Source organism: Phocaeicola faecicola, from assembly GCF_013618865.1.
GTDB classification, from domain to species: Bacteria; Bacteroidota; Bacteroidia; order Bacteroidales; family Bacteroidaceae; genus Phocaeicola; species Phocaeicola faecicola.
Genome location: NZ_JABSOE010000046.1, coordinates 20604 through 38202 on the forward strand (window position 1 = coordinate 20604; position 17599 = coordinate 38202).

Genomic DNA, 17599 nt, shown 5'->3' on the forward strand with positions numbered 1-17599 from the left:
CCAAATTGTTATGAATGATTATTGTTACCTTGTGTTGCCAGGTTGCGCCCGTTGGGGGCACTGCCCGAAGCCGGGCCGCCAACGCCGCCGTTACCGGAGGAGGAACCGCCACCGCCGCGACGCCCGAACGTGCGGCCGATCATGTTGCCGGCGATACCGCCAGCGACACCCGTGGCGAATGCCCCGGCCTTGTTGATACCGCCCATAGCCCCGCCGGCTCCGCCCGACTGGATCACCCACTCGGCAACGGTGGGGATCGTGAAATAGCCTATGATACCTATAATCAAAAAGATAATATAGACACCGCTGCCGCTGTCGGGAATGTAGTTGGGGTCTTGCAGGGCCAGGACGTCCGCCTGGAGCATCAACGTCTGGATCTTGGCCAGCACCGCGGAGAACAGGTCGGCGATGGGAAGCCAAAGGTACACGCTGATATAGCGGGAAATCCAGCTCGCGAGCGTCGAGTGGAAGCCGTCGTAAATGGAGAGGGCGAACGACAAGGGCCCCAGAATCGACAGCACGACTAAAAAGAATGTCCGCAGCGTGTCGATGGTAAGCCCCGCGGCGTTGAACAACAACTCGAAGAAGTCCCGGACAAGCTGCCGGAAACCGGCCTTGATGTCGTACCACGTGCGTTCGGCCCACATGCTGATAATCTCGCCCAAATCCGTGATACCCATATCCGCAAGCCGTTGTTCATACACCTCGTCGTCCACTAACCAAGCCTTGCCCTCGCGCCTGCGGGCCTCGGCTTCCAAATCGTCCTTCTGTTGCTGGTATGCCTGCAAATCCAATGTCTGCCCCTCCAGTATGGCGTGCGTGCCCTGCACCACGGGCGACATCACGGCGTTGATCGTCCCCAGAACCACGGTGGGAAAGAACATCACGCACAAGCCGATGGCGAAAGGCCGCAGGAGCGGGAACACGTCGATAGGCTCCGCATTGGCCAGTGCCTTCCATACCCGGTAAGCCACGTAAAAGAGCGCACCCAGGCCGGCGATACCTTTCGCCACCCCGATCATGTCGCCGCATAGCGGCATCATCTCCTGATACAGGTTCCGGAGAACCTGGTGTAAATTGTCGAAATCCATGACTGCCTCCGTTTTCAGGTTACCAATATCTGTCGTTCGGGTTCCCGTAAAGTGCCAGCACCCGGTGCGCGTCGCCCTTTTCGCGGCTGCGGATGAAGGACACGGAGATGGTCTTGCGCGTGTAATAGCGCGTGAGGTTGCGGTACTCCAGCATCTTCGTGTAAACCTGATCCACCACGTCCATCCGCTCCTTGTCCGAGAGCGAGAGGCCGTTGCCGCCGGTTATGACCGTCTTGAGTTCCGTCACCAGCGCGCCGCCCTCCTCCAGCAGCCGGGCGTAACCCGCCGAGATCGCCGCCAGCTCGTCCACCGTGAAGTTCGGGTCTGAAACCATACGGTTGAATCCCGAGGTGTAGATTTCCGTGATCTCGCTGACCATTTCGAGTGTCAGCTTCACCTTCCGGGCATCCTTGATGATGTTATGCACCGATTTGAGGGCGTCGTAGTAAGCCTTGCTCTGGTTATAAATCTTGATACTCTCTTGCAGCGACTTGACCATGTTGGTCGCCGTGGTCGAGCTTTGAACCGCGCTCTTGATGTTCTGAACGAGGTTCGACGGGTCGATGACCGTCCACTGCGCTTTTGCCTGGTACGTGAAGCAAAGAAGCCCCACGAACAGCGTTAAAATCAATCGTTTCATCCTTTTCATTATTTAATTCGTGAATACTTGGGCGGTCATTCCGACGCCCGGTAATAATCCCCGTAGGCGGAGAGCTGGAGCACCTCGCGCCCCGCATCGTAGGCCAGGGCGACATACCCGTAGAGGTCGAAGTAACGGATACCTCCCCAATACTTCCTCACGGGACGGGAGAAGCGTGTCCCGTCCTTGTAGGACACCTCCACGTAAAAACCGCCGCCCCGGCGTCCCGGGTTGCGGTAGATGCGAACCCGGGGAGAACCCGAGCGGCTTTCCCACTCGCCCGCCACCTCGTACAGCGCGAAGTCCAAACGCGCTGCCGTGGGGTCTGATCCGATACACTTGCGATACATGGCCTGCCCTCCCTTTAACGTTTGCCCTCGGCGAGCTGCCTGATCGCCAGTTCCATATCACCGCCCAGCTCCCCGGCAAGCCGCTGTACCTCCACTTTCTCCGTTTCCTCGGTCGTGTAGGCCAGGTACTCCGGGACGCTGACCTCCGTGGCATAGACCGCCGACTGAACGCCGCCCAGACCGATCCAGACCTCCTTGTATTTACGGGAAGGGTCGTTGGACTGGTTGATCGAGAGAATCTGCGCCTTCTCCTTGTCGGTCAGCCCCAACAAGGACTGAATCGCGTCGAAACGGTTCATGAACTTGCGCTGGTCGAGCAGGATCTTGCAGTCCGAGTTGTTGATGATCGCCTCCTTGACCACCGGGCTGGAAATGATGTCCTCGACCTCCTGCGTCACAACGATGGCCTCACCGTAGTATTTGCGGACTGTTTTATACATATAACGCAGATATTCAGCCATATTGGCCGTAGAGAGCGCCTTCCAGGCCTCCTCGACGATGAGCTGTTTGCGTACCCCCTTGAGCCGTCTCATCTTGTTTATGAAAGCCTCCATGATGATAATGGTGACCACGGGAAAAAGCTCCTTGTTTTCCTTGATGGAATCCACCTCGAAGACCACGAAGCGCTTCGAGAGCAGGTCGATGTTGGCCCGGGAGTTCAGAAGGAAGTCGTAGCGTCCGCCCTTATAATACTGCCGCAGGGTGATGAGCATGTTGTCGATGTTGAAATCCTCGCGGCTGACCCGGATCTCCCGCTCCTCCAGCTCGCGGCGGTAGTCGTCCCGCAGGTACTCGTAGAAACTGTCAAAACACGGCACGATATTCCGGTCGGCGCGGATACGCTCGATATAGGCGTTCACGGCACTGCCCAGCTCGCCGCTCTCGGTCTTCGTGATCTTGTCGTCCTCGGTTTTCCAGAGTGTCAGCAGCAGCGTCTTGATGCTGTCCTTCTTCTCCACGTCGAAATAGTAGTCGTCGGTGTAGAACGGGTTGAAACTGATGGGATGTTCCTCGGTATAGGTAAAATACACGCCGTCCTCACCTTTGGTCTTACGCCGGATCAGCTCGCAAAGACCCTGGTAGCTGTTACCGGTATCCACCAGCACGACATGCGTGCCCTGCTCCCAGTATTGGCGAACTAAATGATTCATAAAGAACGACTTGCCTGACCCCGAGCCGCCTAACACGAATTTATTCCTATTCGTAATGATCCCTTTTTTCATCGGTTCGTCCGAGATGTCCAGGTGCAGGGGCCTGCCGCTTATGCGGTCGCACAGCTTGATGCCGAAAGGGCTGGACGAGGATTTATAGTTGGTTTCCTCCGTGAAGAAACAGACCGCGGGCTCGATGAACGTGTAGAACGATTCCTCGGCGGGGAAATCCCCCGCGTTGCCCGGCATACCCGCCCAGTAGAGCGTGGCGGCGTCCACGGTGTTGTGGCGCGGGCGGCACTCCATCAGAGCGAGCTGGCTGCCCACATCATTGCGGATATGCCGGAGCTCCTGCACGTCGTCCGACCAGGCCAGCACGTTGAAATGGGCCCGGACGGATTGAAGACCGAACGAGTGCGCCTCGTTGAGATACTGGTCGATGTCGAGTAGGTCAGCCCCCTTACGGGAGCTTTCCCCTCTAAGAACCGTACGTGAGAGTTTCCCCTCATACGGCTCAAGCAATTCAAAACTTTTATTTGTAACTAAAAGCCGGCTCATAGTAACTTCCATTTATTTCTGTTAGTAATTCGGCTGCAATGATCATGTATTAGGACTTTCGCCTTTCTACTGCTCCCTGTCATTTCAGTAATTTTCCAGGGAGTTTCCCGTGTGATGTGCTTGCCACACACAGGGCAACATTGCATTTGCTGATTCCACAGGCGATAGATATATTGCTTGCCGTCTAAGTGTGCAAGCATTCTTCGGGTCTTGTATTGATCGAAGAAATCTTTCCAATCGGCATCATATGGGTTGGCCTCACTGCGGATTTTGATATGTCGCTTTATTTTCGTATCCGACAATCTCACAAGAGTGTGGTATTTATCCACTTTCCTGTTTTCAAGCGGTACGGCAAAAGTCCAGCTTCTACCTCTTACAGTGTGATAATACTTGTTGGCAATCCATCGTTTACCTTTTTTGGGATGTCTTCTGCGAGACCATCGCCATAGTTTGTTGAAAATTTGTGCATCTGTTTTACGGAAAGTTTCCGATGCAGAACACCCCTTGTAGTAGTTCGCCCATCCTCTAATGACTGGGTTTAGCAATCGTATCAAAGATTGTTGCTTAGAAGACTTGTTCTTGTCCACTATTTCACGAACCTTATCTAAAAATCTCTTTCGACTCTTCTTGGATGGTTTTGTGATAAACTTGCCTTTATATTTTCTGATATTGAACCCAAGAAAATCAAACCCTTCTTCTATATGAGTTATCTTAGTCTTTTCTTCTGATAAGGTAAGCCCTCTTGCTTGAAGAAACTCAATGACTAATGGTTTAACATGGTTCTCCAACAACTCCTTACTCTCTCCTGTGATAATAAAATCATCCGCGTAGCGAACAAGATTTATCATAGGAGTATAGTAATTTTTCTTCGAGCGGTTTATCGGAAAGCTATCGGCAAGCAGTTTTTCCAGTCCGTCCAAAGTCATATTTGCAAGAGTTGGGGAGATGATGCCGCCTTGAGGAGTTCCCTCCTCTGTCGGAAAAAGTTGCTTGTTGAAAATAAATCCACTTTTCAACCATTTACGGAGCAAAACTTTATCCATAGGGATATTGTCAAGCAACCATTCATGACTGATATGGTCGAAACAACCTTTGATATCACCTTCTAAGATCCATTGTGGGGATGTCGTCCTTGCCAGGTCATTGAAGCATTGTTGAACGGCATCTGCCGTGCTCCTTTCTTTTCTGAAACCATAAGAATTGGCATCAGCCGTTGTTTCAGCTACGGGAGCCAGTGCCATCAGATACAATGCCTGCATAGCCCGGTCTTTCATAGTTGGTATACCCAATGGTCTTAATTTCCCGTTACTCTTTCTGATATGTACTCGTCTCAGAGGTTGGGGTGTATAACCTCTCCTTTTCAGTTCGGTTATTGCACACACTTTAGCATCTGGCGTTTTCCATGTTACCATATCGACGCCAGCCGTTTTACTCCCATTATTGGAAGTTACACGTCTTACCGCTAATGCTTTAGCGTAAAACGAGTGGGTCAGTGTCCACTGCAAGGCTTTGACCTTGTTGTGGCGACCCTCTTTTTGAGCCTTTACAATACGCGCTTGTAGCTTTTGAACCGCAGCTTCGCATTTGAGCCAATTTATACTGTCCCATTTGCTCTGCGTTTGGTCAGTCGATGCACACGATTTTTTAATTTCGTTCATTTGCTTTTCTCCTTTTAAAAGTTCTAAAAGTTTCTTGTAAAGAATCACCTACCGCAGAAGTCAGCCTGCTTTCGCAGCGGGATGATGTTTCAATCCCTATTCACCCCATTACAGGGTGGCATTCGCTTTTTCTGCAATCCTATACCCGCACTCCATTCGGCATTCCTTACGGTCTGCTTACCTGTCATTGGCAGGAGAAATACGGGCTTACTACGTTCCGTGCAAGTAACTTATAAGTGGGTTAGGTTCTGTCTATTACACCGGCAGTACTCTGTTCGTGTATTCCCAGAATGGAGAGGAATAACCGACTGCTTCCCTTTTGGGCTGAAGCCTATCAGTATCTTTGGCTTCTTCAACCTTACGACGTTTAGACGACAGTTCGCTTACGCTAACCATACCACCCAAGCCAAGCTCCCTGACTGTATGATACTAACAGCCATTGTCTTTCCCTCACGGTTCTGACTGCTCCTTTCGGAAGGGCTACCTTGTCTGGACAGCTTTGATACAGTATATTACTATTGGTGCATCTGTCCATAGGCTACCGTTGACGAAACAACGGGTTAAATCTAAGTTTAACAATTACTTACACAGCGACGTATCGCACCCACTCCTTGTTTATCTGGTTCCCGCGGGAGTAGCGGGAAAGGGACTGCATGTTGCGCGCACGTTTCTCGAACATACGCAGGTTTTCGTCGCTGTCTTCCAGGAACACGTACTGGTTGTAAAGGTGGTCGCAGGAAAGCAGAAGCCCCACGGGGGCCGCGAACGAGAGCAGGCAGTCCGAACGGTCGGTGGAAAGACGCTCGTAACGGGTGTCCGTACCCACGTGCCCCGGCAGGTCTTCCGTGTCCGAGAGCGTGTGCAGGCACACCCGTTTGTTACCCACGCGCAGAACCTCGGCCCCCAGCTCGATGTCCTGAAGAGAAGTCGTCTCCGAGAGCGAGAGGGAAAAGTACCGTTCCAGCAGGCCCGGACAATCCGCCGTACCCGTGATCTCGTCCCCCGTGAGGCGGACAAGGGTCAGGAAACCCGAATCGTTCAGAATACGCTCGAACTGTTCCGCCGCCTCCAGGAATTTTGTCGCCGATTCCCGGTTTACCTCTTTGGGAATGATGTTGCCCCGGCAGAGGGTCGAGAAGTCTGAACGCATGTGCATACGCTCCCTCGTCGTTTTCGTCAGGTAGAGGAAGCAGGCGTGGGTCAGGAACGGACGCTCGTTGAAATGCCGCTCGTAACTGCGGGAGAGGAAACTCATGTCCCCCTCGCCCGTGGCCGGGCGGTAACGCTCGCGGATGAACCAGTCCTGCTTGTGTACCACGCTGTATTCGGGCAAGACCTTCAGGGCCTTGCACCAGGCGGCGTGGATCGCCTCGTACTCGGCGGACGTGACGGTGAACAGCTCCGGGAGTTCGACCCGATAGACGACCGTTATGTCCGCGTCCTTGCTGATGATACAACCGCCTTCCACGGCCAGGAGCGGGAACTTGCTTTCCAGCGTGGTAGCTTTCAAGATGTTTCTCATACGCGGCCCCCCTTTCTTTTCAGCAACCGGCGCAGGGACTTGCGGTTGAGCAGGTAGCGGGGATGCCGGCGCGCGGCGAGCAGCTTCATCAGCCCGTGTTCCCCGTAACGGGCGTTCAGGCGGAAGGTAAGCCAGACCAGCACCGAAGCCGCCGCAACGCCGAAAGCGATACATACCCACTGATCGACCCCTGCCATGTAGAGGATGACGAACACCACGAAGACGGCCAGCAGGCCGCCCGCGAAGATGAAGAGGTACTGCGCCTTCAGGCCCCGGAACTCCACGCTCTTGCCGATTCCCTTGTTGATTCCATATTCCATAATTATTTGCATGACAGGTTGGACTACAAGAAGAAAGAGCGTAGGATCGTCGCGGCGACAATCAGGAAAATACACGCGCCGAACCAGCTCGCGGCGGTCTTCGACGTGTCGGGGTCGCCGCTCGAAAACTTGTTATAGACCTTGATCCCCCCGATAAGGCCGACCACAGCCCCAATCGCGTAGATGAGCTTCGTTCCGGGATCGAAGTAGCTGGTTACCATGTTGGTAGCCTCCGTAATGCCGGCGATGCCGTTGCCCTGCGCGAAGGCGGAGGAGATGGCGGCAAAGAGAAATGCCGCCGGAAGAAGAATCTTGTTCTTTCTCATAACTCGATAATGTTTGAATTGTGGCGCGGGGATGGATAGGCCCCGCACCGGGTTAAACTTCTTGATTCGGATTTTTTCAGTGGTTCGAGGATAGCCTCACGCGCTACCCGTAGTCTTTTTCTTTCATCGTGATGTCATTATGGGGTTAAACAAACTCACGGACGTCGAAACCCGTGAGAACCGAACCCTGCGGAGATGGGCTTTCCGCAGACCTCTCGGACATACGCCGGTGAAAGGCCGAGAGGTAGGTGTCGATCAGGGATTTTACCCTGTCGTTCCCGTCGGGGCGGCCCGAAACGATGACCTCGAACATGTCGGTCTGTTTCAGGCCCAGGAGGACACGTCCCGTTTCCTCCCTTTGCTCGTCTGTTGAAGGTGGATCGTGTACCACGTGGCGGTAGGCTTCGCCCATCTGTTCAAAACTAACCCCCTGGGCAAGCGAGCGGCCCAAAAGGGGCAGCTCTTCGGTGTCGTCTTCATCCTCGTCATAATCCGGCTCCTCCGCGTCCGCATCCGGGAAAGATTCATCGTACAGCGGAAAGTCGATTTCCAGAGGTTCGTTAGGCTCCCCCTCGGGAGCGACACCGAACACTTCATCCAGGTCTTCCGGCGGAATCTGCCGGGGGTGTTCGGGTACATTCGTGGGCACAAATATATCGGCTTTTTCCGTAACTTTTTCAGTTTCAGATTCTACGGCAGCTTGTGGCCGGGAGTGGCGCGGGTCGAGGACAAAGCGGCTCCTGCCGATGATCTCCTGCCGGCAGGGCGTGTCTTCGGCAACGATCCCGTCTGCCGGTTCGTTACGTTCCATCCGCCGCAGGCGGAAAAACGCCCACAAGGCATACCCCACGGCAAAGAGGGGCAGCAGCCACAACGCCCCGTTCATCGCTCCTCCGCTTTGGGTTGCAGGGAGGCCACGGCCTCACGCTCCTCGAAAAGCCGCTCGATGGTTTCCCGGTTATCGTCCAGGTGCGCCTTGAGAACCTTGTCCACGTAGGCCGTGATCGTCACGTCGCCACGACCGATGACACGGGTGATCTCGCGGATACGCTCGTGGTACGACGGACGTATCTTCACGTGCTTGTTACCGGCGAAAGGCAGCCGCAGCAGGCAGATGTAACGGGCCAGGTACTCGGCCTCGGGGGTGGGGACAGTCCCCACGGCGACCTCCCCCGAAGGGCCGTCGGGGACGATAAGGGTTTTCATCCTGCGCCGGTAGCGGCACACGCGGAAGATGAAGGGTACGGCGACGCAAAGGACGGCCGCCAGGATAACAGATAAAATAATTGCTTTGTCTGACATGATGGATTGTTTTTAATGGATTGTAAAAATATTGGGTTCATAACTAAAAAATATCGGAGTTCCGTTTCTTGTAGAGTTCCGAAATTTCCTCCTGATAGGTCGCGAAATGCTGCTCCAGCACATTGTCCAGGTAGCTATACAGCGAGAGTTCGTTCTTACCGATAACCTGCACTATCCGGGTTATACGCTCGTGAAACTCCTTGCGGATATACACCGTTTTGCCGCTTCGGGTATTGGAGGGGGCGTTCCGGATAAAAAGACGCTCGTAATCCTGGCCTTTCCCTCTTCGGCGGCGTCCCTCCTCTTTCGTAGCCGACGAGGAGGCGGCCTCGCCGGACGGTTCCGATAGAGCCGATGCCTCCTCCTCTTTTTCCGGCGTGTAAGGATGTAGTGGCCGGTTTCGGCTTTTGGCCTGGCTGATGATGAAGGAAGCGTCCAAACCGTCGTCATGTTCTTTTCCGCTCATAAGATTCTACTTTAACAGTTCGATCAATTCATCCACGAGTTTATCCAGGTTGCTGCCCCGGATCAAAGAACGGTCTGCCGGGAAGAGCGTGGAGCGGAAGACAGAGCGACGGCTGGCGTTCTGCTCACGACGAAAACGCTTGGTGTCAGGCAGGAAGGTCTTCAGAACAGGAAGCTCCAACTCTTTCATTACCGCCTCGTAAACCTGATATAATTCTGTCTTTTCACGTCCGTCCACCATGTTCCATAGCATATACAGCCCTTTCATCCGGGACTTCTCGCGGCCCATTATATGCTCCTTTACCACAACTGCGTAATTCAGGGTGCTTTCCATGACAACCCGGTCGGCACTGATCGGGGCGACGAGATAATCCATTCCGGCCAGGGAATGAATCAGATCCTCGTTATTGATCGTACCGGGAAGGTCGAAGAACACATAATCGAAATCACCTTGCGGCAGGAGGTAGTCGGCATCGGCCAACGCCTCTTTCGTGTTGCTTTCCACGACAGGATAGGCTTTCTTTTGAAGCCGGGTGAATTGTTCGTAAGCTAACCTCTTGTAATGTTCGTCTTCGAGGGCAAGCTTCAGGTCACGTTCCCGCATCTCCACGATGGAGTGTTGGGGATAATCGCAGTCGATGACCGCGACATTGAAACCCTTTACATAGTGCAGGTAAGAGGCTGCCAGCACCGTGAGGGTGGTTTTGCCCGCTCCGCCTTTTTGGGTGGAGAAGGCCACGAATTTCGTTTTCTCTTTCATTGTTCCATGCGTTTTTAGTTATACAATCGGGTAATCGTTCATCTCTTCACGTATCCGGGCAAGTGACGGCATGAGATTTTATGCAGGTATGCCGGCACGCATATATGCTGGTGCGCTGGCAGGCTGTTACGCCGGTATGCCGGTGCATGGGCGCGTGTCCGATTTTATACTCATGCGCAACCGCATTTGCTTATCCGGACAAAGACCCGCTTTTTCCTCTGCACACGGTGTTTTCTGCATCCGTCCGCACGTGTGCGGACAGGAGGATGTGTCATTGCCCGTATCCGTTCTCACGTGCAAAGTAAACCCTTAAAAACACGGGTTGTATGCTCTTTTTCCGCTATGGCCGCGTGTGGCGTCAAAGTGGACGCAAGTGGCATAATCGCTTGTGGTACAAGCGATTGAATAGGTAGGTATCTTTGCCTCGTGAACGATCCCGACGCTAATGAAGCCGTCCTTGCCCCGTTTTACGGCGGCTCTTTCAATGTTCTGTCCGCGAGCGGGCAGAAGGTATTTGCAAAGGGCAAATAGCAAGCTGTGTTTTCTGCTGCACGATTCTCGTTTTGCAGCAGAAAACAGCTTGCCCGCAAGGGGGAGAAAGCACCTCCGGAGTCGGTGCTTTTCAGAAGGGCGGCAAGCCGCGAAGGGATCGGAATTTTCAGGAACCGGTGGGGCCCTGGCCTCTCCTTAAAATTTCGATGCGATGGAAAAGAACAGAAAGCCCCGAGGGGGCAAAGGGGGACGACCCGCGAAAAACGACCCGGCCGTTTACCGCTTTTCGGTAAACTTTTCAGCCGTGGAACATGCCCGTTTCCTCGACCTTTACGAGCAGTCCGGGCTATTGTCCAAAGCCGCTTTTATCAAAGCGAGAGTGTTCAACGAGGCGTTCCGGGTGGTAAAGACCGACCGGGGAACGCTCGAATACGTGGCGAAGCTGACCGCTTTCCACGCCCAATTCCGTGCCGTGGGAACGAATTACAACCAGGTGGTGAAGGAGCTGCACGCGCATTTTTCCGAGAAGAAAACACTCGCGCTGCTCTATAAACTGGAGAGAGCGACACGTGAACTGGCGGCCGTCGGGCAGCAGGTCGTGTCGCTCTCCGAAGAGTTCAAACAGCGATGGTAGCCAATATCACCACCGGAAAAGACGTGTACGGCGCGCTGGCGTACAACCAGGAGAAAGTCGATCGGGGCGACGGGAAGGTGCTGCTGACCCACATCGTGAGGGAGCCGGCGGATGGGCGCTTCAACGTGGCCGCGACGGCAGAAGACCTCCTGCGCTGGATGCCCTCGCACTACCGGACGGAAAAACCCGTCGTGCACGTGTCGCTCAACCCGGCTCCCGAAGACCGCCTCGACGACGGGCAACTCGCGGAGATAGCCGGGGCCTACATGGAGCGCATGGGCTGGGGAGGACAACCTTATATCGTATTCAAGCATACCGACATCGGACGGGAGCATATCCATATCGTGTCGGTGCAGGTGGCCCAGGACGGGCGCAAGATAAACGACAGCAGGCGCAACGAACGCAGCGTGGCCGTTACCGAGGAACTGGAACGGGAGTACGGACTGCATCCCGCCAAAGGGAGAAGGCGGGAGAAAGGGCAAGGGATCGTCCCCGCCGATTACACGCGGGGCGACCTGAAACGCCAGGTGGCAGCGGTAATAAAACCGGCCGTGGCGACATACCGCTTCCAGACCCTCGGCGAGTTCCGGGCATTGTTGTCCTTATATAATATAGGTATAGAGGAAGTCCGGGGAGAGCGGAACGGAACCCCCTACCGGGGATTGCTCTACACGCTGCTGGACGAGAACGGGGACAAGGCAGTGGCCGCGCCGCTCAAATCCTCACTGTTCGGTAAAGAGGTCGGGTATGACGGGCTGGAACGGCACATGGAGCGCAACGCCGAACGGTTCGGGAAGGACGACACGAGGAGGCAAATCCGTGGCCGGGTCGATAAAGCGCTTCGGGGAGAACCCACGGAGGAAGAACTGCGCGAACGCCTGCGGGGAGCCCGGGTGGATCTCTACATACGACGCAACGAAAACGGCCGCATCGTGGGAGTGACGTTCATTGACCACGAAACACGGACGGTCGTGAACGGATCACGGCTGGGAAAGGCATACTCGGCCAACGCCTTCGAGCTGCGCTTCGGCGGGAAACGGAATCCCGGGGAAAACACGAGGGACTTGTCCCCGAAACAAGCGCCTGCCGGACGGGACGGGCAACGGAAGCGGAATACCTCACGACGGAGGAAAGTATAACATCTCAATTATCATTCATTTATTAAATTTTACGGTTATGCAACAGGAAGACGACCTTCGGGGTCTTGCAAAAACAATGGATTTCATGCGGGCATTGAGTATCTTGTTCGTGGTTATCAACATCTACTGGTTCTGTTACGGGCAGATACGGGAATGGGGAATCAATATCGGCGTGGTCGATAGGATTCTGCTGAACTTCGACCGCACCGCGGGGCTGTTCCGGAATATACTATGGACGAAACTTTTCGCCGTCGTGTTCCTCGCCCTTTCATGCCTCGGGACAAAAGGAGTAAAAGAGGAGAAAATTACCTGGCGGAAAATCACGGCATCGCTGGCCACGGGAGGCGTGCTGTTCTTCTTCAACTGGTGGCTGCTGGACTTGCCGCTGACGGCGATGGCGAACGCGGCTTTCTACATACTGACCCTATCGGCCGGGTATATCTGCCTCTTGATGGGCGGCGTGTGGATGTCCCGCCTGCTGAAGAACAATCTCATGGATGACCCTTTCAACAACGAGAACGAATCATTCCAGCAGGAAACACGCCTGATCGAGAACGAGTACTCCATAAATCTGCCGACGAAATTTTACTATAACAAACAGTGGAACAACGGGTTCGCCAATGTCGTAAACCCGCAAAGGGCTTGCATCTGCATGGGAAGCCCGGGCAGCGGGAAGAGTTATTGTGTTGTAAACCAGTTCATTAAACAGCAAATCGAAAAGGGCTATACCCAATACATCTATGACTACAAGTTTCCCGATCTTTCGGAAATCGCTTACAACCACCTGCTGAATCACCAGAAAGGTTACAAGAAAATCCCGACTTTCTACGTCATAAATTTCGACGACCCGCGCCGCTCGCACCGCTGTAACCCCATTCACCCGGACTTCATGACCGATATTTCGGACGCCTACGAGAGCGCCTATACCATCATGCTCAACCTGAACCGAAGCTGGGTGCAGAAGCAGGGCGATTTTTTTGTGGAAAGCCCCATTATCCTTTTTGCGGCCGTGATCTGGTTCCTGCGCATCTACGACAACGGGCGGTATTGTACCTTCCCGCACGCCATCGAGTTCCTGAACAAGCGGTACGAGGATATTTTCCCGATTCTGACATCCTACCCGGAACTCGAAAACTACCTCAGCCCCTTTATGGATGCCTGGCTCGGAGGCGCTCAAGACCAGCTCCAGGGCCAGATAGCATCGGCCAAAATTCCGCTTTCCCGCATGATTTCGCCCCAGCTATATTGGGTCATGTCGGGCGACGATTTCACGCTCGACATCAACAACCCGGACGATCCCAAGATACTCTGCGTGGGGAACAATCCCGACAGGCAAAACATTTACGGAGCGGCTTTGGGATTGTATAATTCCCGGATTGTCAAGCTCATAAATAAGAAAGGCCAGCTCAAATCGGGCATCATCATCGACGAGTTGCCGACAATCTACTTCAAGGGACTCGACAACCTGATCGCCACGGCCAGAAGCAACAAGGTCGCCGTGCTGCTGTGCTTCCAGGATTTTTCACAGTTGAAGAGGGACTACGGGGACAAGGAGGCCGCCGTCGTGATGAACACGGTGGGCAACATCTTCTCCGGGCAGGTCGTAGGTGAAACGGCCAAGACACTCTCGGAACGGTTCGGTAAGGTATTGCAGAAGCGGCAGAGCATGACGTTGAGCCGCAGCGACAAATCGACATCCATATCCACGCAGCTGGACAGCCTGATCCCGGCCTCGAAGATCTCGACGCTCACGCAGGGAATGTTCGTCGGGGCCGTGGCGGACAATTTCGACGAACGTATCGAGCAGAAGATTTTCCACTGCGAGATTGTCGTGGACAACGAAAAAGTGAAAGCGGAAACGGCCCGGTACAAGAAGATACCACAAATTACCGATTTCACGGACGAGAACGGGACGGATCACATGAAACAGGTCGTGCAGGAAAACTACGAACGTATCAAGGCAGAGGCCGGCCGCATCGTCGCCGAGGAACTGGAACGTATCAAGAACGACCCGGTGCTTTGCAAGCTCCTGCCGGAACAGAACTAAATGAACACAAACACCCCCGCAAACAACCTCCGTGACCTTAACCGGGGCTGTTTCCTGGTTTTATAACCGTACAGCCGGTGTTTTGGAGCATAAAGTAGTGATTATGTGAACGGAAAACATTATTTTTGTGTTCGGAATCCTTTTAATTATAAGTATGACAGTTACCGATATATACGAAGCAATGAACAGCAAGGCGGAAGCGTTTTTCGAGTGGTTGCAGGCTCACCCGAAATACGGGTTGCTGTTTGGTGTCGGGTTGCTTGCCCTATGGCTTGCAGGGTTGCTGTTCCGTTGGAAATGGGCGTGTCATTGGCAGTTTAACAGCAAACTGTGGTTATTTGATGATTGCAAGCCTGAAACACGCCGCAGGGTTCAGATTGTGTTGGTCAGCGTTCTGATTATACTTATATTGGTTGGTTTCTTTGTATGGAGATAACGGTATGGAAAAGGACAATCGCAAATACCGGATCTGCTTCATCGACTATATGTGGTATGTAGCCGAGATATGGCACGAAAGGGAGCGTACCAATCTCAACGGACGTATGCTACTGTTTTGGTGCTGGCTCTTCGTCCTACTCATACCGCTTGGGTTTCCGCCGATATTGCGCCTTTTCGGCTGGATGATTGGTTTGGCCATAGTGATTCCTCTCTGCTTTCTTCCCGATTTATTCTGCAAGCTACGCTATACAGCCGGACGGCGTGAAGCACTCCGTGAACATTACGGGAAGATGAAACATCCCGGCAGGAAGCTCGCCAAAATAGTTCTTATCGCTATCGCCCTGATCGTGGCAAATGTAGCGCTGATGTTCCACCTCGGATTTATACATTGGGCATGATGAAACGGCAGGAGAATAAGCAACGGTTTTATCTCTGGGACTACCTCTGGTGGATGGGGGAGAAATGGAAGCAGGCAAGACGAACAGGCAGGGTCGATGGCGAAATGATGCTCTCGATTTATATCTTCGCTCTTTTGATATTCCCTATGATGACTGTTACTATCCGGCTTTTTCCAGGTGTGTCGGCATTGTTGCCATGTGTCGTTTTTAGCATTGTCACATTTGCCGTTATGTCGCTCGTCAGCAGGATTTACAAATGGCGAGGCAAAGCAGTGATGTCTCACTATGCCAAGTGCAGGTTTAACGAACTCCTTGCGGTTCTGTTATTTTTCCTTGCGATGGCCATTATCTGCTTTATGATGTATCTTCTTGACAAAAAGTGATACATACTTTGATACGGACTCCGGGCCGTTATATCGAATGGTCTAACTCGATGTACCAGTTTCCCTTGATGGGCTTGTAAAGCGTGGTGTCGTTGTACGTCCTGCGGTAGATCTCGTTCAGGTCGCCATGTTCGGTGATACGGATATTCCGACGGCTTCTCAATCCGGGATCGTAAACGAAACTCTTGGACGTTCCGGCATCCACGATGCCGTGGGAGTAGTACGGCATAACGAGGCTCACATATACCGAATCTGCCGTTCCCCATTCCCTGCGATCAACAAGGATAAAACCGCATCCAATCTCTGATAACAGGGAGTCGAGTAGGATTCGCTCCGGCTTCAACAGTCCATATACCGGGATGTCTTGTTCATCATTCGTTTCATGGGATGTATCGCTTTGCTCCATTGAATCAAGTATAATAACCTCTTCCGGAGAAAGCGGCGGGTAGTGAAAACTACCTTCTGAACTCTCTGCCATGATTTCGTACACCTTACGGAACGCCACCTCGTGCGTGGTGAAATGGCGTATCATTTCCTCGTCCGACGGCGGCATGGGAGGCTCTCCGCAGCTTACGGCAAGCAGGATTACAAATAACAGGATTATGACTGGTGTTCTCATTTTCTAATGTTTAATGTTCTGTGGCTAACCAATCTTGTTTAGGGAGTTGAGCCATTTGTTAATAGCATCCAATCTGTTATTCTGTTTAATGGTATCTTCATTTCTACATAATTTGATTTGCCGAATAACAGAGTTCTGCATAATTGAATCGGATTTGAAAAGCAGTTCTAAAACGGCTTCATAACATTTGGAATATCTGGACAATTCATCCAATATATTTGCGTCTTTTAGAATATACAGGTTGAAATTGTACACAAATGACTTGTAACTGAAAATCTCCGACTGTAATGCTGCTGCATCAAGACAAGTATAAAACAATTCCTTATCGTGCTGATATAGCCACATATAATCAGATGGGTTCAGGTTGTAGTGCAATAAAGTTTCCGAACGGACAAATGGAAGCCCCGTATTTGAGCCTACCAGATAACGGTATGTCTCATTGACTATTGACTCAACTATTTCAATGGATTCTGATTGTTTGTCCGATTCCCGTATTTCTGTAAATGTATCGGCAATAAGAACTTCCACATCCTGCGATTTGTAATATATACCGTTTTTTTGCCAGCGGAATCTACGGATATATTCTTCAGAAGTCGGACAACAGAACAGTAAAGTATTTAACAATCGGTTCAGATATATTCGCTTATCTGGAATATGACAACGGTGTAACCCTATTATGGAGCCATAAGCGTATAGCTTTCCAAACTCGTTTTCCTCCGAATTTGAATTTTTAGGCATGTAATACAACCGCACAATATTGGAAATGAAATAATATATATCAAGATATTTCAATGTATCAGCCGATTCTCCATATTTGTTAAGTAAATGCCGCTCCAGTTTCTCGCCATACCATAAGTAGCCATCGGGATTTATTTGAAACAACCGATGAAACTTAGGTCTTGATAATGAAAAGTTCTTGTTTCTACTTTTCATTCGTTCCAGTAAGGCGACAATAATTCTATTCGTTATATCCATAGCTGTAATGGTTTGCAGCGTTCCGCCTTATTCAGTCGGTAGTGCTGTTTGTTATAAACTCTTTTTTCTTTATTCTTTTGCCGTTACATGTAAAGCCATAAGCAAAAGCTGCATCTATGGCTTGTTTTGCACTCTCAAGAATATAATGATACAAATTATCATATTTACTAAAGCATGGAGAAAGAATGTAGAAGTTTTTAATATTGTAGGCTCGGTAATGGACGCCTTGCCACCTTTCGGTGGTAGGTTTCCCATAACCTGCCCCCGAACCGTACGTGCAGGTCTCCCTGCATACGGCTCTCCACTGGTAATATCAGTTTATTTGTCATGT

Annotated in this window: 19 protein-coding genes and 2 pseudogenes; 6 read left to right on the top strand and 15 right to left on the bottom strand. The window is 52.2% G+C overall.

Annotated features, from left to right (window positions below):
* Positions 1-8 precede the first annotated feature (8 nt).
* From traJ to H3001_RS12850, 12 genes and pseudogenes are all read right to left on the bottom strand, one after another.
* Entirely contained in the window at positions 9-1091 is a 1083-nt protein-coding gene (gene traJ, locus H3001_RS12795) for a conjugative transposon protein TraJ (protein ID WP_029429443.1), read from the bottom strand.
* Positions 1092-1110: 19 nt separating this feature from the next.
* Positions 1111-1731 (bottom strand): DUF4141 domain-containing protein, encoded by a 621-nt coding sequence (locus H3001_RS12800; RefSeq protein WP_007851777.1) that lies wholly within the window; start codon positions 1729-1731, stop codon positions 1111-1113.
* A 35-nt stretch (positions 1732-1766) separates the two neighbouring features.
* Positions 1767-2081 carry a DUF3876 domain-containing protein gene (locus H3001_RS12805; protein WP_004303798.1) on the bottom strand — a complete coding sequence of 105 codons (315 nt, stop codon included), beginning with the start codon at positions 2079-2081 and terminating at the stop codon, positions 1767-1769.
* 14 nt (positions 2082-2095) lie between these two features.
* A pseudogene (locus tag H3001_RS12810) lies at positions 2096-3673 on the bottom strand (TraG family conjugative transposon ATPase); the annotation flags it as partial.
* A 113-nt stretch (positions 3674-3786) separates the two neighbouring features.
* A complete protein-coding gene (ltrA, locus tag H3001_RS12815) occupies positions 3787-5448 on the bottom strand; it encodes a group II intron reverse transcriptase/maturase (protein WP_004319152.1) in 1662 nt (553 codons plus the stop codon).
* A 601-nt stretch (positions 5449-6049) separates the two neighbouring features.
* Positions 6050-6970 (bottom strand): annotated as a pseudogene (locus H3001_RS12820) (TraG family conjugative transposon ATPase); the annotation flags it as partial.
* Positions 6967-7293: a DUF4133 domain-containing protein gene (locus tag H3001_RS12825; RefSeq protein WP_032558190.1), complete on the bottom strand. Its 327-nt coding sequence runs from the start codon at positions 7291-7293 to the stop codon at positions 6967-6969. The gene H3001_RS12825 and the pseudogene H3001_RS12820, both read right to left, overlap by 4 nt.
* A gap of 20 nt (positions 7294-7313) precedes the next feature.
* Positions 7314-7616, bottom strand: coding sequence for a DUF4134 domain-containing protein (locus tag H3001_RS12830; protein WP_004303800.1), 303 nt, complete (start codon positions 7614-7616; stop codon positions 7314-7316).
* Between the two features lie 145 nt (positions 7617-7761).
* A complete protein-coding gene (locus H3001_RS12835; RefSeq protein ID WP_155012303.1) occupies positions 7762-8502 on the bottom strand; it encodes a hypothetical protein in 741 nt (246 codons plus the stop codon).
* Positions 8499-8918, bottom strand: coding sequence for a DUF3408 domain-containing protein (locus H3001_RS12840; RefSeq protein WP_004303802.1), 420 nt, complete (start codon positions 8916-8918; stop codon positions 8499-8501). The genes H3001_RS12835 and H3001_RS12840 overlap by 4 nt, the downstream gene beginning before the upstream one ends.
* A gap of 43 nt (positions 8919-8961) precedes the next feature.
* Positions 8962-9384: a DUF3408 domain-containing protein gene (locus H3001_RS12845; RefSeq protein ID WP_004295459.1), complete on the bottom strand. Its 423-nt coding sequence runs from the start codon at positions 9382-9384 to the stop codon at positions 8962-8964.
* A gap of 6 nt (positions 9385-9390) precedes the next feature.
* Entirely contained in the window at positions 9391-10143 is a 753-nt protein-coding gene (locus tag H3001_RS12850) for a ParA family protein (RefSeq protein WP_015547221.1), read from the bottom strand.
* Between the two features lie 703 nt (positions 10144-10846).
* Here H3001_RS12850 and mobA point away from each other — a divergent pair.
* The 6 genes from mobA to H3001_RS12880 all read left to right on the top strand — a co-directional run bounded on the left by mobA (position 10847) and on the right by H3001_RS12880 (position 15674).
* Positions 10847-11269: a conjugal transfer protein MobA gene (gene mobA / locus H3001_RS12855; RefSeq protein ID WP_004295462.1), complete on the top strand. Its 423-nt coding sequence runs from the start codon at positions 10847-10849 to the stop codon at positions 11267-11269.
* Positions 11263-12408 carry a conjugal transfer protein MobB gene (gene mobB / locus H3001_RS12860; RefSeq protein WP_004319166.1) on the top strand — a complete coding sequence of 382 codons (1146 nt, stop codon included), beginning with the start codon at positions 11263-11265 and terminating at the stop codon, positions 12406-12408. Before mobA ends, mobB begins: the two co-directional genes overlap by 7 nt.
* Before the next feature lie 37 nt (positions 12409-12445).
* Entirely contained in the window at positions 12446-14455 is a 2010-nt protein-coding gene (gene mobC / locus H3001_RS12865) for a conjugal transfer protein MobC (protein ID WP_004319168.1), read from the top strand.
* 154 nt (positions 14456-14609) lie between these two features.
* The gene (locus tag H3001_RS12870) at positions 14610-14891 is read left to right on the top strand and encodes an Imm17 family immunity protein (protein WP_004295465.1); all 282 of its coding nucleotides are present in this window, start codon (positions 14610-14612) and stop codon (positions 14889-14891) included.
* Between the two features lie 4 nt (positions 14892-14895).
* Positions 14896-15291 carry a hypothetical protein gene (locus H3001_RS12875; RefSeq protein ID WP_004295258.1) on the top strand — a complete coding sequence of 132 codons (396 nt, stop codon included), beginning with the start codon at positions 14896-14898 and terminating at the stop codon, positions 15289-15291.
* A complete protein-coding gene (locus H3001_RS12880; RefSeq protein ID WP_004319173.1) occupies positions 15288-15674 on the top strand; it encodes a hypothetical protein in 387 nt (128 codons plus the stop codon). Before H3001_RS12875 ends, H3001_RS12880 begins: the two co-directional genes overlap by 4 nt.
* 28 nt (positions 15675-15702) lie before the next feature.
* On the opposite strand, the gene H3001_RS12885 is transcribed toward H3001_RS12880, so the two are convergent.
* The 3 genes from H3001_RS12885 to imm9 are packed head-to-tail and all read right to left on the bottom strand — an operon-like array spanning position 15703 to position 17470.
* The gene (locus H3001_RS12885; RefSeq protein WP_004295259.1) at positions 15703-16293 is read right to left on the bottom strand and encodes a DUF4948 family protein; all 591 of its coding nucleotides are present in this window, start codon (positions 16291-16293) and stop codon (positions 15703-15705) included.
* Positions 16294-16317: 24 nt separating this feature from the next.
* A complete protein-coding gene (locus H3001_RS12890; protein WP_007662662.1) occupies positions 16318-17268 on the bottom strand; it encodes a hypothetical protein in 951 nt (316 codons plus the stop codon).
* Between the two features lie 31 nt (positions 17269-17299).
* A complete protein-coding gene (imm9, locus tag H3001_RS12895) occupies positions 17300-17470 on the bottom strand; it encodes an Imm9 family immunity protein (protein ID WP_317170775.1) in 171 nt (56 codons plus the stop codon).
* Positions 17471-17599 lie beyond the last annotated feature (129 nt).

Excerpts from the sequence above, each read along its gene's own strand:
- traJ (WP_029429443.1), bottom strand. The coding sequence starts at position 1,091 with ATGGATTTCGACAATTTACACCAGGTTCTCCGGAACCTGTATCAGGAG.
- H3001_RS12800 (WP_007851777.1), bottom strand. The coding sequence starts at position 1,731 with ATGAAACGATTGATTTTAACGCTGTTCGTGGGGCTTCTTTGCTTCACG.
- H3001_RS12805 (WP_004303798.1), bottom strand. The coding sequence starts at position 2,081 with ATGTATCGCAAGTGTATCGGATCAGACCCCACGGCAGCGCGTTTGGAC.
- ltrA (WP_004319152.1), bottom strand. The coding sequence starts at position 5,448 with ATGAACGAAATTAAAAAATCGTGTGCATCGACTGACCAAACGCAGAGC.
- H3001_RS12830 (WP_004303800.1), bottom strand. The coding sequence starts at position 7,616 with ATGAGAAAGAACAAGATTCTTCTTCCGGCGGCATTTCTCTTTGCCGCC.
- H3001_RS12835 (WP_155012303.1), bottom strand. The coding sequence starts at position 8,502 with ATGAACGGGGCGTTGTGGCTGCTGCCCCTCTTTGCCGTGGGGTATGCC.
- H3001_RS12840 (WP_004303802.1), bottom strand. The coding sequence starts at position 8,918 with ATGTCAGACAAAGCAATTATTTTATCTGTTATCCTGGCGGCCGTCCTT.
- H3001_RS12845 (WP_004295459.1), bottom strand. The coding sequence starts at position 9,384 with ATGAGCGGAAAAGAACATGACGACGGTTTGGACGCTTCCTTCATCATC.
- H3001_RS12850 (WP_015547221.1), bottom strand. The coding sequence starts at position 10,143 with ATGAAAGAGAAAACGAAATTCGTGGCCTTCTCCACCCAAAAAGGCGGA.
- mobA (WP_004295462.1), top strand. The coding sequence starts at position 10,847 with ATGGAAAAGAACAGAAAGCCCCGAGGGGGCAAAGGGGGACGACCCGCG.
- mobB (WP_004319166.1), top strand. The coding sequence starts at position 11,263 with ATGGTAGCCAATATCACCACCGGAAAAGACGTGTACGGCGCGCTGGCG.
- mobC (WP_004319168.1), top strand. The coding sequence starts at position 12,446 with ATGCAACAGGAAGACGACCTTCGGGGTCTTGCAAAAACAATGGATTTC.
- H3001_RS12870 (WP_004295465.1), top strand. The coding sequence starts at position 14,610 with ATGACAGTTACCGATATATACGAAGCAATGAACAGCAAGGCGGAAGCG.
- H3001_RS12875 (WP_004295258.1), top strand. The coding sequence starts at position 14,896 with ATGGAAAAGGACAATCGCAAATACCGGATCTGCTTCATCGACTATATG.
- H3001_RS12880 (WP_004319173.1), top strand. The coding sequence starts at position 15,288 with ATGATGAAACGGCAGGAGAATAAGCAACGGTTTTATCTCTGGGACTAC.
- H3001_RS12885 (WP_004295259.1), bottom strand. The coding sequence starts at position 16,293 with ATGAGAACACCAGTCATAATCCTGTTATTTGTAATCCTGCTTGCCGTA.
- H3001_RS12890 (WP_007662662.1), bottom strand. The coding sequence starts at position 17,268 with ATGGATATAACGAATAGAATTATTGTCGCCTTACTGGAACGAATGAAA.